General features: G+C 58.5%; 12 protein-coding genes and 1 tRNA gene. 1 reads left to right on the forward strand and 12 read right to left on the reverse strand.

The genetic code is table 11. The annotated features are described in order from the left end of the window. Positions 1-63: 63 nt before the first annotated feature. The 4 genes from QF010_RS06380 to QF010_RS06395 all read right to left on the reverse strand — a co-directional run bounded on the left by QF010_RS06380 (position 64) and on the right by QF010_RS06395 (position 5,969). Positions 64-2,094, reverse strand: a complete 2,031-nt coding sequence (locus tag QF010_RS06380) for a methyl-accepting chemotaxis protein (RefSeq protein ID WP_429532622.1) — start codon at positions 2,092-2,094, stop codon at positions 64-66. Between the two features lie 191 nt (positions 2,095-2,285). Continuing rightward, entirely contained in the window at positions 2,286-3,122 is an 837-nt protein-coding gene (ampE, locus tag QF010_RS06385; RefSeq protein WP_033058108.1) for a regulatory signaling modulator protein AmpE, read from the reverse strand. A gap of 2 nt (positions 3,123-3,124) precedes the next feature. Then, entirely contained in the window at positions 3,125-3,694 is a 570-nt protein-coding gene (gene ampD, locus QF010_RS06390; RefSeq protein ID WP_033058110.1) for a 1,6-anhydro-N-acetylmuramyl-L-alanine amidase AmpD, read from the reverse strand. A gap of 64 nt (positions 3,695-3,758) precedes the next feature. Beyond that, positions 3,759-5,969, reverse strand: coding sequence for a DUF1631 domain-containing protein (locus tag QF010_RS06395; RefSeq protein ID WP_429532623.1), 2,211 nt, complete (start codon positions 5,967-5,969; stop codon positions 3,759-3,761). A 283-nt stretch (positions 5,970-6,252) separates the two neighbouring features. On the opposite strand from QF010_RS06395, the gene nadC reads away from it, so the two are divergent. Beyond that, a complete protein-coding gene (nadC, locus tag QF010_RS06400) occupies positions 6,253-7,101 on the forward strand; it encodes a carboxylating nicotinate-nucleotide diphosphorylase (protein WP_429511115.1) in 849 nt (282 codons plus the stop codon). A gap of 50 nt (positions 7,102-7,151) precedes the next feature. Here nadC and QF010_RS06405 read toward each other — a convergent pair whose 3' ends face one another. The 8 genes from QF010_RS06405 to nusA form a co-directional block, all read right to left on the reverse strand. Further along, positions 7,152-7,457: a DUF6388 family protein gene (locus QF010_RS06405; protein WP_046046051.1), complete on the reverse strand. Its 306-nt coding sequence runs from the start codon at positions 7,455-7,457 to the stop codon at positions 7,152-7,154. Between the two features lie 136 nt (positions 7,458-7,593). Further along, positions 7,594-7,666: transfer RNA gene (locus tag QF010_RS06410), tRNA-Thr, on the reverse strand. Between the two features lie 139 nt (positions 7,667-7,805). Beyond that, positions 7,806-9,911: a polyribonucleotide nucleotidyltransferase gene (pnp, locus tag QF010_RS06415; protein WP_008024453.1), complete on the reverse strand. Its 2,106-nt coding sequence runs from the start codon at positions 9,909-9,911 to the stop codon at positions 7,806-7,808. 197 nt (positions 9,912-10,108) lie between these two features. Beyond that, positions 10,109-10,378 (reverse strand): 30S ribosomal protein S15, encoded by a 270-nt coding sequence (rpsO, locus tag QF010_RS06420; protein ID WP_003177875.1) that lies wholly within the window; start codon positions 10,376-10,378, stop codon positions 10,109-10,111. A 117-nt stretch (positions 10,379-10,495) separates the two neighbouring features. After that, positions 10,496-11,413 carry a tRNA pseudouridine(55) synthase TruB gene (truB, locus tag QF010_RS06425; RefSeq protein WP_008149014.1) on the reverse strand — a complete coding sequence of 306 codons (918 nt, stop codon included), beginning with the start codon at positions 11,411-11,413 and terminating at the stop codon, positions 10,496-10,498. 3 nt (positions 11,414-11,416) lie between these two features. Next, entirely contained in the window at positions 11,417-11,818 is a 402-nt protein-coding gene (gene rbfA / locus QF010_RS06430) for a 30S ribosome-binding factor RbfA (RefSeq protein WP_008149016.1), read from the reverse strand. A 159-nt stretch (positions 11,819-11,977) separates the two neighbouring features. After that, positions 11,978-14,506 (reverse strand): translation initiation factor IF-2, encoded by a 2,529-nt coding sequence (gene infB / locus QF010_RS06435; protein WP_033058116.1) that lies wholly within the window; start codon positions 14,504-14,506, stop codon positions 11,978-11,980. A 27-nt stretch (positions 14,507-14,533) separates the two neighbouring features. After that, entirely contained in the window at positions 14,534-16,015 is a 1,482-nt protein-coding gene (gene nusA / locus QF010_RS06440) for a transcription termination factor NusA (protein WP_008024459.1), read from the reverse strand. Positions 16,016-16,046 lie beyond the last annotated feature (31 nt).

The following is a 16,046-nucleotide window of genomic DNA, read 5'->3' on the forward strand; positions in this document are numbered from 1 at the left end:
GACGGAGCATAAAAACCTGTGGGCGCGAGCAGGCTCGCTCCCACAGGTGCGTCGGGTGTGGTTTCAGACCCGGAAGGCGCTGATCAGTTGTTTGAGTTCCACCACCTGAGCCGACAACGCACGACTGGCGTCCTCGGTCTGGTGTGCACCTTCGGCGGTACGCTCACCGGCGCGGTTGATTTCGACAATATTCTGGTCGATGTCATGGGCCACGGCGGTCTGCTGCTCTACCGCGGCGGCAATTTGCTGGTTCTGATCGACGATCATGCCGACGGCACCGAGGATGTTTTCCAGCGCTTGCTGAACCTTTTCCGACTGCCCCACCGTGCCGCTGGCCATCTGATGACTGGTCCCCATCGCCTTCACCGCAGCGCCGACACCGCTGTGCAGCTTGGCGATCATCTGCTCGATTTCCTCGGTCGATTGCTGGGTGCGCTTGGCCAGTGTCCGGACCTCGTCCGCCACCACCGCAAAACCACGCCCCTGCTCACCGGCCCGAGCGGCTTCGATGGCCGCGTTGAGGGCCAAGAGATTGGTCTGTTCGGCGATGCTCTTGATCACCTCCAGCACGCGGCTGATGGACTGGCTGTCGCTGGCCAGTTGATTGATCACCAGCACCGACTGATCGATCTCACTGGCAAGGGCTGCGATGCTGCCTTGCTGGGATTCCACCAGCCCGCGACCGCTGATGGTCTCGTCGTTGACGCTATGGGCGCTGCTGACCGCTGCCGCGGCACTGCGCGCAACCTCAAGTGAAGTGGCCGACATCTGGTTCATGGCCGTGGCGACCTGTTCGATCTGCGTGCGCTGCCCCGCCACCGCCTGGTTGCTCTGGGCGGAAACGTTTTCCACCTGCCCGGCCTGGCGCTCGACCTCACTGACGGTCTGGCCGACCCGCTCGATCAGGTCATGGATTTTCTTCACGGTGCCGTTGAACACCTCACCCAACTCACCCAGTTCATCGCGGCTATTGGCGCTGAAGGTCACCGTCATGTCGCCGGCCGCAACCTTGTCCATCACCGCGCCAAGACGCTTGAGGGTGGTGCGGGTCGAGGCGTAGAAGCCGCCGTAGAGGTAAAAAATCAGCACAAACACCACCGACAACGCCACGGCCTGCAAGACCATGTGGGTGCGGTTCTGCTCCAGTCGCTGTTGCAGCTGGGTGCCAAGAAACTTCAGCGTGGCTTCGTTGAGTTGGTACGTCTGGTCCATCAGGCCCGTGACCTGATCGTAAAAGCCCTGCCACGGCGCATCGAGCGTGTCGGCCATCACCACCTGCTCTTCGAACAGTTCACTGGCCTTTTTCAACGATGCCTTGCTGCTATCGGCCTGAGTGGCCAGGGTTTCACGTGCCGCTTTGCTGGAGCCCAGCGCGTCTTGCAACTTCAGGGCATATTCGGCGTGCAGTTTTTCGATCTGCGCCAGCAACTCATCAAAACGGGTACTCGATGCCGAGTTGAGAAAGCCCTGCCCCAGCGAAAAAGAGCCCATTGCCCGACCTTCACCCAGAAGCTGAGTCACAGGCGGGGTGACATTGGTAATGAGTTCGCTCAGCTGGCGCATGTCGCTCTGGGTGTCGCGGCTGAGGCCGGCCTGACTGGCGATAATCTGGCTGAAAATTTGCGCGTTGCCGAGCAACTTGCCGATCATCGCGCTTTTGCTTTGCAGGGAATTTTCCGCTTGCTGGGCCTTGAACGCGGCGATCATTTCATCGCGTTTGCCATCGAAAACCATGATTTGCTCGGGGTCAGCGCTCATCGCCGACAGCCCTTGCAAACGGGTCAGCACACTTTGCCCCAAGGTACTGATCTGCGACTCGACATTGCCGGCCTTGCCGGACTGACCGAGGGTGACGTTGATCTGCACAAGGTTGTTCAGGGTTTCCAGATCGCGCCGTAACGCCAGGCTACTGCCCAGCAGGTCGAGGCTTTGCAGTTCGACTCGGGTGCCCTGGAATTCGCGATAGGAATCGCGTACCAGATAGAAGTTAGTCACCAGCATCGGCACAAGGAACAGCACGCTGATCAGACTGAACTTCATGCCAAAGCTCAGGCGATTCATCAGCGCGACGGCGGGATAGAGCAAGCTCTTCACTGGAAGTCTCCCTTTGATTTCTTATTTTTATTGGCAGGCGCGGGTCGAGAGCAGATAGCCACTATTCGGCGCTGTCTCTGTATAGCTCAAATCGGCGGGAGGTTTTGTAACTTAAGGTTAACGGCAGGATACACGCGGACCGGTAGCAGCTGGCGCAGCCTGCGTCAGGCTGCTACAGGGGGTCAGTGTGCTTACGGAAGGACGGTCCACAACGCAAAACCGGCGTACCAGAGCACCGCCGCGCGCAGCAACAGTTCCCAGATCCGGTCGAGGCTGTTGATGCCGTCTGGCCCGACCACCGGTGCCGGGATTTCACCGGCCACCAGCCCGACCTTCTCGATCAATTGGGCGGCGCTGATGTTCCAGTTCAGCAGTTCGTGCAACATCACTCGGCTGACCGCGACAAAGTTGCCGACCAACGCAAAACTCGCCGCCAACAAACGCACCGGCAGCCAATCGAACGCATGACGTAGTTTTGCCGCGCGCTCGACCACGGCCGGGTTCTGCCCGTGTTCTTCGGCCAGGGCCAGCAGGCGATAGCTCAGGGCGGCGACCGGGCCCAGCAGGAAGTACCAGAAAATCACTGCGAAAAAGCTCTGATAAGCCTCCCACAGCAGATGCCCTTCGACCCGTTCCAGCAATTGTTCGCCACTATCGGCGCAGATACCCAGGTCGCGGTTCGCCACATGAGCGGCCGCTTGCAGGTCTTCCCGGCGCCAGGCATCGCGAAACGGCCCGAGACCGGCCAGCAGATCACCGCGACCGAGACTGTAAATCACCACCAGCAGGTGCACCGGCAAGGCCAGCAGACCGTAAGCCACCGGGTCCAGTACCAACAGCAGCAAACCCAGCAGTGCCACTGGCAACAACACCAGTACGACCAAGATCAGCCACGGACTTTTCGCCAGACGCGGATTGACCTCAAGCTTGTTCAGCTCGCGAACCCATCCACCATCGCGCTGAATCCGATGACGCAGGGCCGAGAACTTCTCGATCCAGACCGCCAACAGCAACACCAGAAAACTCATTGTTACTCCTTACTTTCCAGAGCAGCTTTTGCCAGGGCCGCTCGATAGCGTGCCCAGTCGAACGCCGGCCCCGGATCGGTTTTACGCCCGGGAGCGATGTCGCTATGCCCGCAGATGCGCTGTGCGGTAATGGCCGTGAAGGCGCTTTGCAGCTGCCGGGTCAAGGTCGTCAACGCTTGATACTGAGCGTCGGTGAACGGCAGATCATCCGTGCCTTCAAGTTCGATGCCCACGGAAAAATCGTTACAGGTTTCCCGACCTTCAAAACTCGAGACGCCGGCATGCCAGGCACGCTCAAGACAAGAGACAAACTGAGTGACGGTGCCGTCACGTTCGATCAGAAAATGCGCAGACACACGCAGGTCGGCGATCCCTTCAAAGTAGGGATGCTCCGTGACATCCAGACGATTCTGGAAAAATTCCTGCACCTTGCCGGTAGCGAACTGCGCTGGCGGCAGGCTGATGTTGTGGATCACCAGCAGGGAAATTTCGCCCGAGGGGCGCGCATTGAAGTTGGGCGAGGGGCAAATATCTACGCCCTGACACCAACCGCTCGCGGGGTCCAACTGCATAAAGGTTCCTTCAACGACGACTGTGTAGGCGCCCAGTATGCCGCGATAGACCCTCGGGGCGCGATCACTTGCCGCGATTAAGGCGCCGCAGGTTGCCGATCACCGATTCCAGCGCCCGGTCGAACAGCAAGGTGTCATCCAGCGCGCGCACCGCGCCACGACGGAATTCCAGCGCCAGGCCGATGCGGCTGCGCTCCAGCACTTTCATCCCGGTGCGATTGACGAAAATATACTTGCCGGTGGCTTCAATGATCGCCGCCAGCTTGCAGCGAAGGGTGTTTTCCTCATCTTCCTGAAACTCGACCCAGCCCCCCAACCGCAGTTGATCGACCTGAAGCAGACCGGCATCGTCCTCCGGCAAGCGCACTGAAGCCGTATCGACTGGCCCTTCGTCCGCGGTTCGCAGGACGACTTGCTGCCGCACTTCGACCATTACCGGTGTTTTGACAGACGGCTCAAGCGTTTGCCCAGGACGTTCGAACAGTTGAACGTGCAAGGCTTCCAGCTCACTGAAAAATTCGCTGGTGGCGAACGGATCGAAGGCCGAACTGCTCAGCCCGTCGCGCAACGACTTGAGTAACCCTGGCACCAGCGCCAACAAACGCAGGCTCGCACCGGGTTCATCATGACGCTGCACGCTCCAGATCAATTGCTCCATGGACTGCACATCGGCGTGCCACTCGGCCGACTGATCGCCGTGCTTGAGACAGGTCAGCAGCAACACCTGGCTCCAGGCTTCCTGGACAAACACCACCACTCGCTGCGGCAATACTTTGCCCAACAAGGCCTGATTCAGCACCTGCTCAACGCGCTGACGGGCCAGTTCAGTCCTGGCGCGGCCTTCTTCGGCGTCACGGGTACGTTGTTCCAGCAGATCACTGCGACGGCGCTCGTCGCTGGTGAAGGCGAGAAAATCCGCGAGCAATTCGGAAAAGACCGCCGGATCATCGACAAAATCATTCAGCAACCGTTGCACCACTTGCTCGATGCGCAGATACAGGCTGTCGCGCTCATGATCATCGCACTCACCCCAGCCCATGGCTGCGGTGGCGATTTCATTGAGCAAACGCCGGGCCGGGTGACTGCTGCGGCTGAAGAAGCTCTTGTCGAGCACCGCCACTTTCAGCATCGGGATCTGCAGGCGGCCGATCAACGCCTTGAGCGAGTCCGGCAAGTTGCGGTCATCGAGGATGCATTCGAAGAGCATGGCGATCAGGTTGATCACGTCTTCGTCAGCCACCCCGACCACGCGTGACTTGCCACTTTTAACGCTGACCCGGGTCAGCAGCTGTTCGAGCTGGTTTCGCAGATCGAAGTCGTCCTGGGCTGCCGGCGCCGGCACGTATTGCTGCAAGTGCGAGAGCAGGCGCATGAGGTCACGGGTGGAAATCGGCTGGGTCTGGGCACTGGCTTCGAGCGTTGGCGCGACACTGCCACGCACATGAAACAGCAACTCCTGCAACGCCGCGAAGACTTCCTGCACGCTGTCGTCGGTCGGCGGGCCACCGACGCGAGTGCTGGCCTGTGCGGGTTCAGTACCGACGCCGGCAGCAACACGATCCGTGACCCGACGCGCAGGGGCGGGCTTGAGATCAGGCAGAACACCGGTGGCGGCCAGCAACTGATTGGCTTCGGCGTACAGCTGATTGGCATCCCTGAGTACATAGCGTTCGAACAGTTTGAGGATGATCAGCTTGACCTTGATTTCCACCCCCAGGTTGCGCCCGGCCTGCATAAAGTACTCGCAGAGCATCGCCGGCCCCATGGGATTGTGCCGATCGAGCAGTTCCCTGCCCAGCAGTGCGCTGAGTCGGGTGGTCAGTTGGTCCAGGGCGAAGCCGTCGCGGTTCAGCACTTTGCCGACCATCGCTTCCACTGCCACGCTGCGCTCCATGTCGTCATTGGGCAGCGCCACCGAAGCGTCGAAGGCCAACGCCTGGGGCAAGGCAGATTGAGTGGTGTCGTACTGGGTAAGGCTGACAAAAGCCTCGAAGAATTGTTCGAGAAAGCCGCGCTCGATATTTTTGCGCTTGAGGCGCAAGTCACGCATGGCTTCGAAGAAGAGGTTCTGTTCGACGTCATTGCGGGCCCGGTCGGCCATTTCGAACAGCGTGTCGTCGGCGTTATCGAACAGCTCCTGCAAACCATGCCTGAGCTGTTGGGCGGCCTTGTCGCGAACCTGAAGCAGAATCACAGGCAGGCGGGCGAGCGGCGAGGGAGTCGCCTGGTCGGTAGCGACCTTGTGCAAAGGCACTACATTCCCGTCGTTGTGCATTCAGGCCTCCTGAAACGGTGAGTCTTCGAAGTCGTCCATTCAAATCTACGTCAAAGCCATGACGTCAAAAGCAAGGCGGATTATCTTGCAAAAGATGCCCCCTCTACCAGCAGACTCTGCGTTTCCCATTGAAATAGACGCTTATGGCAGACGCAGACTTAGGGCCGATTGCTCAGGCGAATCGACCAAATGCAGGTTTCAGAGCGATGGGAACGCCTCTGATGCCTTGGGTTGCCCAGCGCCATGGCCCTATAATCGGGCCACTTTGTTTGTGGAGTCCGTTATGCCGAATCTACGTCTCGCCGATTTGACCGCCGAAATCGAAGCCAACGTGCGCCGTGCGTTGCTCGAAGACATCGGCAGCGGCGACATCACCGCACAGCTGATCCCGGCCGAACGCCTGGCCAAAGCCACGATCATCACCCGCGACGCTGCCGTCATCTGCGGCACAGCCTGGGTTGATACTGTGTTTCGGCAGCTGGACCCACGAGTTGCTGTGCACTGGCAGGTGTCCGATGGCGAGCGGGTGAAACCCAATCAGGTGCTGTTCCACCTCGAAGGCCCGGCGCGCTCGCTACTGACGGGCGAACGCAGCGCACTGAACTTCCTGCAACTGCTTTCGGGTGTGGCCACTCGCGCGCAATACCTGGCGGATTTTGTCGCCGAGACCCAGGTGAAGTTGCTCGACACCCGTAAAACCTTACCGGGGCTGCGTCTGGCGCAGAAGTACGCCGTGACCTGCGGCGGTTGCCACAACCACCGCATCGGCCTGTACGACGCCTTCCTGATCAAGGAAAACCATATTGCCGCCTGCGGTGGCATCCCGGAGGCCATCAAAGCCGCGCACAAGATTGCCCCGGGGAAACCGGTGGAGATCGAAGTGGAAAGCCTGGACGAGCTGAAGGAAGCCCTGGCGGCCGGTGCCGACATCATCATGCTCGATGAGTTGAGTCTGGATGACATGCGCGAAGCCGTGCGTCTGAACGCAGGCAAGGCGAAACTGGAGGCTAGCGGCGGCATCAACGAAAGCACGCTGCTGCCTATCGCCGAGACCGGGGTGGATTACATCTCGATTGGTGCGATGACCAAGGATGTGAAGGCTGTCGATCTGTCGATGCGTCTGAGCCTTTGATAACGCCTGCGTGAATGAAAAACGCCAGCCTCGTGAGGCTGGCGTTTTTATCAGACCACCAGATTATTCATCTCGCAGTACTCTTCCCACTCGACACCCAACACCTCGGCCGCCTCCTTGTGCAGAACAAGGCGCGCAGCCTCGAACTCTTCAGGGGTTGAGGTGTACTTGAGCGTCAGCTCCCATGGCTGTAAGCCCTGAGACTCTGCTTCGTCTTCGAACGCCCACTGGATCTGGTCTTTCTGATCGTCGGCGGGCAAGTCCTTGATCTCTTCGGCTAGCTGGGGCGATTCCAGCAAGTACTTCTTCAGCGCTTCTGCGTGTCTGGCTTCTTGGGTCAATTCTTTAACGGTCATGGCGTTCTCTTTGATCTGGGGAATGGAAGATGGATCTGGATCATCAAGGATCTCTCTGACGCAAAAAACCGTTTGAAGCCCGGTTTGTCTGGCCTTCAGAACCATTCGGGATCATCTGAAAACAACGTGTCGCTCGTGCCCGAGACAGGAATCGAACCTGCGACCTTCGCGTTACGAGTGCGCTGCTCTACCAACTGAGCTACACGGGCAGTGGGCTAAACCTAGCACTGACTTTGGGGTCAGGCAACTTCATGACTCGTCTCATTTTTTTGCAGGCAAAAAAATGCCCCGCAGCTTGCACTGCGGGGCATTTTTTATAACGTTGAAGCGGTCAGGCGTGGGGAGTGATTAAACGCCCGAAGCCTTGGCTGCTGCTACGTCTTTGATGGACAGCTTGATACGGCCGCGGTTGTCCACGTCCAGTACCAGTACTTCCACTTCCTGGCCTTCTTTCAGGATGTCGGTCACTTTCTCTACGCGAGCGTCGCTCAGCATCGAGATGTGAACCAGACCGTCCTTGCCAGGCAGGATGTTGACGAATGCGCCGAAGTCGACGATGCGTTCAACCTTACCGACGTAGATCTTGCCGATTTCAGCTTCAGCGGTGATGCCCAGAACGCGCTGACGTGCTGCTTCAGCCGCTTCCTTGGTTTCGCCGAAGATCTTGATCGAGCCGTCGTCTTCGATGTCGATCGAAGCCTTGGTCTCTTCACAGATCGCACGAATGGTCGCGCCGCCTTTACCGATGACATCACGGATTTTGTCGGTGTCGATTTTCATCGCGATCATGGTCGGAGCGTTTTCCGACAGTTCGGTACGCGACTGGCCAATGATCTGGTTCATCTGACCGAGGATGTTCAGGCGCGCTTCCAGGGCTTGGCCCAGAGCGATCTCCATGATTTCTTCGGTGATGCCTTTGATCTTGATGTCCATCTGCAGCGCGGTAACACCTTTGGCGGTACCGGCTACTTTGAAGTCCATGTCGCCCAGGTGGTCTTCGTCACCCAGGATGTCGGTCAGGACGGCGAACTTCTCGCCTTCTTTAACCAGACCCATGGCGATACCGGCAACCGGTGCCTTCATCGGAACGCCGGCATCCATCAGAGCCAGGGAAGCGCCGCAGACCGAAGCCATGGAGCTCGAACCGTTGGACTCGGTGATTTCCGATACCACACGGATGGTGTACGGGAACACGTCGGCAGCAGGCAGCATGGCCTGAACCGAACGACGGGCCAGACGGCCGTGACCGATTTCGCGACGACCAGCACCACCCATGCGACCACACTCACCTACCGAGAACGGAGGGAAGTTGTAGTGCAGCATGAACGGGTCTTTTTTCTCGCCTTCCAGGGTGTCCAGCAGCTGTGCGTCACGGGCAGTACCCAGCGTTGCAACAACCAGAGCCTGAGTTTCGCCACGGGTGAACAGAGCCGAACCGTGGGTCTTTGGCAGAACACCGACTTCGATGTTCAACGGACGTACGGTCTTGGTGTCGCGACCGTCGATACGTGGCTTGCCGTTTACGATGTTTTCGCGAACGGTGCGGTATTCGATTTCGCCGAAAGCCGCTTTGACTTCGCTGGAGGAAGGCTGACCTTCTTCACCGGACAGCTTGGCAACGACCTGGTCTTTCAGCTCACCCAGACGAGCGTAACGGTCGGCCTTGATGGTGATGGTGTAAGCCTGGGAGATCGCGTCGCCGAACTCGGCACGGATAGCGCCCAGCAGAGCAGTGGCTTCTGGCTGTGGAGCCCAGGTCCAGGTCGGCTTGGCAGCTTCAGCGGCCAGTTCTTTAACGGCGTTGATCACAACCTGGAACTCGTCGTGAGCAAACAGTACCGCGCCCAGCATCTGGTCTTCGGTCAGCTCTTTGGCTTCCGATTCGACCATCAACACGGCTTCCGAAGTACCGGCAACGACCATGTCCAGGCTCGAAGCTTTCAGTTGTTCGTAAGTCGGGTTCAGCAGATAGCCGGTGCTTTCGTGGAACGCAACGCGGGCAGCGCCGATCGGGCCATCGAAAGGAATGCCGGAGATGGCCAGCGCAGCCGAGGTACCGATCATCGCAGCGATGTCCGGATCGGTCTTCTTGCTGGTGGAAACGACGGTGCAGACAACCTGCACTTCGTTCATGAAGCCTTCTGGGAACAGCGGACGGATCGGACGGTCGATCAGTCGGGAAGTCAGGGTTTCTTTCTCGGAAGGACGGCCTTCACGCTTGAAGAAACCGCCAGGGATCTTACCGGCAGCGTAAGTTTTTTCCTGGTAGTGAACAGACAGAGGGAAGAAGCCCTTGCCTGGATCGGCTTGCTTGGCGCCGACCACAGTCACCAACACGCTGACGTCGTCGTCAACGGTGACCAATACTGCGCCGGAGGCCTGACGGGCGATACGGCCAGTCTCGAGGGTAACGGTCGACTGACCGAACTGGAATTTTTTGATTACCGGGTTCACGGTGTCCTACCTTCTTTTGTGGCTCTTGGGGAACTTGTCTTCTTGCGAAATTCTTGGGCAACGCCGGGAATCGGCCCGACTGTCATTGTCCAGGTAAAGCAGGTATCCAGATAAAACTTGAGGCTGGGAGCCTGCCATGCGCCAGCGGGAAACCCGCTGACGTACGACAGACAACCAACCTCTAGCGCAATCGCTTATTAGCGACGCAGACCCAGGCGACCGATCAGAGTCTGATAACGACCCAGATCCTTGCCTTTCAGGTAGTCCAGCAGCTTACGACGCTGGTTTACCATGCGGATCAGACCACGACGGGAGTGGTGATCTTTACCGTTGGCCTTGAAGTGACCTTGCAGCTTGTTGATGTTGTGGGTCAGCAGTGCAACTTGCACTTCTGGCGAACCAGTGTCACCAACAGCTTGCTGGTAGTCAGCTACGATTTGAGCTTTTTCTTGAACGTCGAGAGCCATGAGGCAATCCTTTTATCAGGAAACTGTTTCAAAGAAACAGCTTCAACAGGCCAGGGACAAATCCCTGTATCTAAAAATGAGTAGTGACCGTGCCTGTTAACAGCCACACTCGTTCGGTCATTCTGACCGAATCAGTCGACGTGGCGCGATGCGCCCGTCTTCGCTCACTTCACCGATACCGATGAAGCGACCATTGTGATCCTGTACCCGTACCATGCCGAACTTCGGTGCATCCGGGGCTCGTACCGGTTGGCCGTTAAGCCAGTAGAACGAGCTGTGCTCCGAGAACTGCAACAGTGGCCAATCCAGCAGGCCGCTGTCCGATGGCATCAGGAAGCGGTCGACCGCTTCGTTGCCGCCTTCGGCATGTACCGCTTCCAACTCTTCCAGCGTGACCGTCTGGGCCAGCGTGAAAGGCCCGGCCTGGGTACGTCGCAGTTCAGCAACGTAAGCGCCACAACCGAGTTGCTCACCGATATCCTCCACCAGGGTGCGGATATAGGTACCTTTGGTGCAATCCACTGCAAGCCGCGCAGTATCACCTTCAAAGGCCAGTAATTCCAAGCGCGTAATAGTAACAGAACGCGGTTCGCGCTCCACTACTTCACCTGCCCGGGCCAGCTTGTACAACGGCTGGCCATCACGTTTGAGCGCCGAGTACATGGGCGGTATCTGACTGATTTGCCCACGAAATTTCGGCAGTACCGCTTCGACATCGGCGCGACCAACGGTCACCGGGCGCTCCAGCAAAACATCCCCCTCGGCATCGGCCGTGGTGGTGGTCTTGCCCAGTTGCGCCAGGGTCTCGTAACCCTTGTCGGAGTCGAGCAGGTATTGCGAAAACTTGGTGGCCTCACCGAAGCACAACGGCAACACGCCGGTGGCCAGCGGATCGAGACTGCCGGTGTGCCCGGCCTTCTCGGCGTTCAGCAGCCAGCGGACCTTCTGCAACGCCGCATTGGAGGTGAACCCCAGTGGCTTGTCGAGCAGGATGATGCCGCTGACGTTACGACGGATACGTTTGACCTGAGCCACCGATTACTCCTTGGTGTCTTCGGCTTCTGCCGCAACCGGATGCTGATTGTCTTCAGCCACTGCACGCTCGATCAATGCCGACAGATGAGCACCACGCACGACGCTTTCGTCGTAGTGGAAGTGCAGCTGTGGAACGCTGCGCAACTTCATTTCGCGAGCCAGCTGCATGCGCAGGAAACCGGCGGCGGAGTTGAGCACCTTGATGCTTTGCGCGATGTCTTCAGCGTTATCCTGACCCATCACGGTGATGAAGATCTTGGCGTGACCGACGTCACGGCTGACTTCAACAGCGGTAATGGTGACCAGGCCGACGCGCGGGTCTTTGACTTCACGACGGATCAGCTGTGCCAGCTCACGCTGCATCTGATCGCCGATACGTTGGGTACGGCTGTATTCTTTTGCCATGTCTTGTTACCTGTTACTGCCCCACGGTGAAACCCGAAGGGTCTGAAAGCGGCAAACGCCCGGCCTGACAAAAGCCAGACCGGGCGTTGCGTTTAGAGTCCTGACGCTGTGTCGCGCATCTGCATGCGGCGGCTCATCGTGGCCCTTGAAGTGCGCGAGTTAGAGGCTGCGAGCAACCTGAACCTTCTCGAAGACTTCGATCTTGTCACCGACTTTGACGTCGTTGTAGCTCTTCACGCCGATACCGCATTCCATGCCGGCACGTACTTCGGAAGCGTCATCCTTGAAGCGGCGCAGGGATTCCAGCTCGCCTTCGAAGATAACGATGTCTTCACGCAGTACACGGATTGGACGGTTACGGTGAACAACACCTTCGATAACCATGCAACCGGCGATCGCGCCAAACTTCGGCGAACGGAACACGTCACGCACTTCAGCGGTACCCAGGATGTTCTCGCGAACATCGCTGCCCAGCATACCGGTGAGGGCTTTCTTGACGTCTTCGATGATGTCGTAGATCACGTTGTAGTAACGCATATCCAGACCTTCCTGCTCGACGATCTTGCGAGCGCCAGCATCGGCACGCACGTTGAAGCCGAACAGTACAGCGTTGGAAGCCAGTGCCAGGTTGGCGTCGGACTCGGTGATACCACCGACACCGCCACCGACAACACGCACTTGCACTTCGTCGTTACCCAGGCCGTTCAAGGCACCGTTCAACGCTTCCAGCGAACCACGGACGTCGGATTTGAGGACGATGTTGAGCGTCTTCTTCTCTTCCTGACCCATGTTCTCGAAGATGTTTTCAAGCTTGCCAGCGTGAGCACGGGCCAGTTTGACTTCGCGGAACTTGCCTTGACGGAACAGAGCCACTTCACGGGCTTTCTTCTCGTCGGCAACTACGCTCATCTCGTCGCCAGCGTCCGGGGTACCGTCCAGGCCGAGAATCTCGACAGGGATGGAAGGACCCGCTTCCTTGATTGGCTTGCCGTTCTCGTCGAGCATGGCGCGAACGCGGCCATAGTTCGAACCGACCAGCACCATGTCGCCTTGGCGCAGGGTACCGTCTTGAACCAGAACGGTAGCAACCGGGCCACGACCTTTGTCGAGACGCGATTCAACCACAACGCCACGGCCAGGGGCCGAAGGAGTCGCTTTCAGTTCCAGGACTTCAGCTTGCAGCAGAACAGCTTCGAGCAACTCGTCCACGCCAGTACCGACTTTCGCCGAAACCGATACGAACGGGGTGTCGCCGCCCCACTCTTCCGAAGTCACGCCGTGAACCGACAGTTCGCTACGGATGCGATCGAGATCAGCGCCCGGCTTGTCGATTTTGTTCACTGCAACAACCAGCGGAACACCGGCAGCCTTGGCGTGCTGAACGGCTTCAACGGTCTGCGGCATTACGCCGTCGTCCGCTGCAACCACCAGGATCACGATGTCGGTCGCCTTGGCACCACGAGCACGCATTGCGGTAAACGCCGCGTGACCCGGGGTGTCGAGGAAGGTGACCATGCCGCGTTCGGTTTCAACGTGGTACGCACCGATGTGCTGGGTGATACCGCCGGCTTCGCCTGCAGCTACCTTGGCACGACGGATATAGTCGAGCAGCGAGGTCTTACCGTGGTCAACGTGGCCCATTACGGTCACGACTGGTGCACGGGAGAACGCTTCACCTTCAAACTTCAGGGACTCGGCCAGGGAATCTTCCAGGGCGGTGTCGCTGACCAGGGTCACTTTGTGGCCCAGCTCTTCAGCAACCAGTTGGGCAGTTTCCTGATCCAGTACCTGGTTGATGGTCGCTGGAGTACCCAGTTTGAACATGAACTTGATGATTTCAGCAGCCTTGACCGACATCTGCTGGGCGAGATCGCCAACAGTGATGGTCTCGCCGATCTTCACTTCGCGCACAACAGGGCCGGTTGGGCTCTGGAAACCGTGAGCGTTGCGTTTTTTCAGCTTGGCCTTGCCGCGACCACCACGACGGAAGCCATCGCTTTCTTCGTCGGTAGTACGTGGGGCAACGCGTGGAGCAGGCGCTTTTTCCTTGACCGAAGCACGATGCGGAGCGTTTTTGCGCTCACCATCGCCACTGCCACGACGACTGTTATCGTCGGCACGTGGTTTGTCCGGACGGCGCTGTTCGTTCTGCTTATTGCGAACATCGGCAGACGGCGCTGGAGCAGCAGCCACAACCGGCGCGCTTTCACGTACTGGCTCGGCAACTGCAGCAGGTGCTGCAACGGCGTCATTAGTAGCGGATTGCGCAGCAGCAGGCTGGCGACGCGCTTCTTCTTCGGCGCGACGCTTGGCTTCTTCTTCAGCCTTCTGACGTGCAGCATTTTCTACTGCGCGACGTTCTTCCAGTTCGCGTTTGCGCTCGGCTTCGATTTCTTCCGGGCTGCGCTGTACGAAAACTTTCTTCTTACGGACTTCAACGCTGATGCTTTTGCTGCCAGCAACACGCAGGGTGCTGGTGGTTTTACGCTGCAGCGTGATCTTGCGTGGTTCTTCCACTTTCGCCTTGTGGCTGCTTTTCAAGTGAGTCAGCAAAGATTGCTTCTCACTGTCAGTCACATGTTCTTCGGCGGCGGTGTGCGGCAGACCTGCCTCACGCATCTGCTGCAACAGGCGCTCTACCGGTGTTTTGACCTCATCGGCCAGTTGTTTCACCGTGACTTGCGTCATGCACTTCTCTCCTCAGGCCGCGCCTAATTACTCGAACCAGTGGGCTCGGGCGGCCATGATCAACTTGCCGGCACGATCATCGTCAATGCCGTCGATGTCGAGCAGGTCGTCAATAGACTGCTCGGCCAGGTCTTCGCGGGTAATTACGCCGCGCACCGCCAGTTCCATCGCCAAATCCTTGTCCATACCCTCAAGCGAGAGCAGGTCTTCGGCCGGATGGGCGTCTGCCAGCTTTTCCTCAGTAGCGATGGCTTTGGTCAACAAACGATCCTTGGCGCGAGCGCGAAGCTCGTTGACGGTTTCTTCGTCAAAGCCGTCGATGTTGAGCATTTCTTCCAACGGTACGTAGGCAATCTCTTCCAGGCTCGTAAAGCCTTCATCTACCAGCACCTGTGCCAGGTCTTCGTCGACTTCCAGCTCGTCGATGAAGTTGCGCAGGATGTCGCCGGTTTCTGCTTGCTGCTTAGCCTGGATGTCCGATTCGGTCATCACGTTCAGGGTCCAGCCAGTCAACTGGCTAGCCAGACGCACGTTCTGACCACCCCGACCAATGGCCTGAGCCAGATTGTCTGCGCCAACGGCGATGTCCATTGCATGGGCATCTTCGTCAACGATAATTGCCGCCACTTCAGCCGGCGACATTGCATTGATCACGAACTGAGCCGGGTTGTCGTCCCACAGGACGATGTCCACACGCTCACCGCCCAACTCACCCGACACTGCCTGGACGCGCGAACCGCGCATACCGATGCAAGCGCCTTGCGGGTCGATGCGTTTGTCCTTGGAGCGGACCGCGATCTTGGCGCGCGAACCCGGGTCACGGGATGCTGCCATTACTTCGATCAGGCCTTCAGCAATTTCCGGCACTTCGATGCGGAACAACTCGATCAGCATTTCCGGCGCGGTACGCGACAGGATCAGCTGCGGGCCGCGGTTCTCGGTGCGGATCTCCTTGAGCAGCGCACGCAAACGCACGCCAACCCGGAAGGTTTCGCGAGAAATGATGTCTTCGCGAGCCAGCAACGCTTCAGCGTTGTTGCCCAGGTCGACGATCACGTTGTCGCGGGTCACTTTCTTCACGGTGCCGGAGATGATTTCCCCCAGGCGCTCGCGATAGGCATCAACGACTTGAGCGCGCTCGGCTTCGCGAACTTTCTGCACGATGACTTGCTTGGCAGTCTGTGCAGCAATGCGGCCGAACTCGATGGATTCGATCTTTTCTTCGACTACATCACCAACCTGAGCACCAGGATGCGTTTCTGCAACCTTGCTCGGCCAGGTTTCGATGGCCGGATCGTCCAGGTCTGCTTCTTCGACGACCGTCCAGCGACGGAATGTCTCGTAAGCACCGGTGTGGCGATTGATTTCCACACGCAGATCGACTTCGTCCTCGAAACGTTTTTTGGTAGCAGTGGCCAGAGCCAGCTCCAGCGCTTCAAAAATTACGTTTGCCGGTACGCCCTTTTCATTGGATACCGACTCAACAACCAGCAGTACTTCTTTGCTCATCGTACGCCTCGCCTTTCGCAAGCCATTGGAT

The organism is Pseudomonas silensiensis, assembly GCF_050434865.1.
GTDB classification, from domain to species: Bacteria; Pseudomonadota; Gammaproteobacteria; order Pseudomonadales; family Pseudomonadaceae; genus Aquipseudomonas; species Aquipseudomonas fluorescens_W.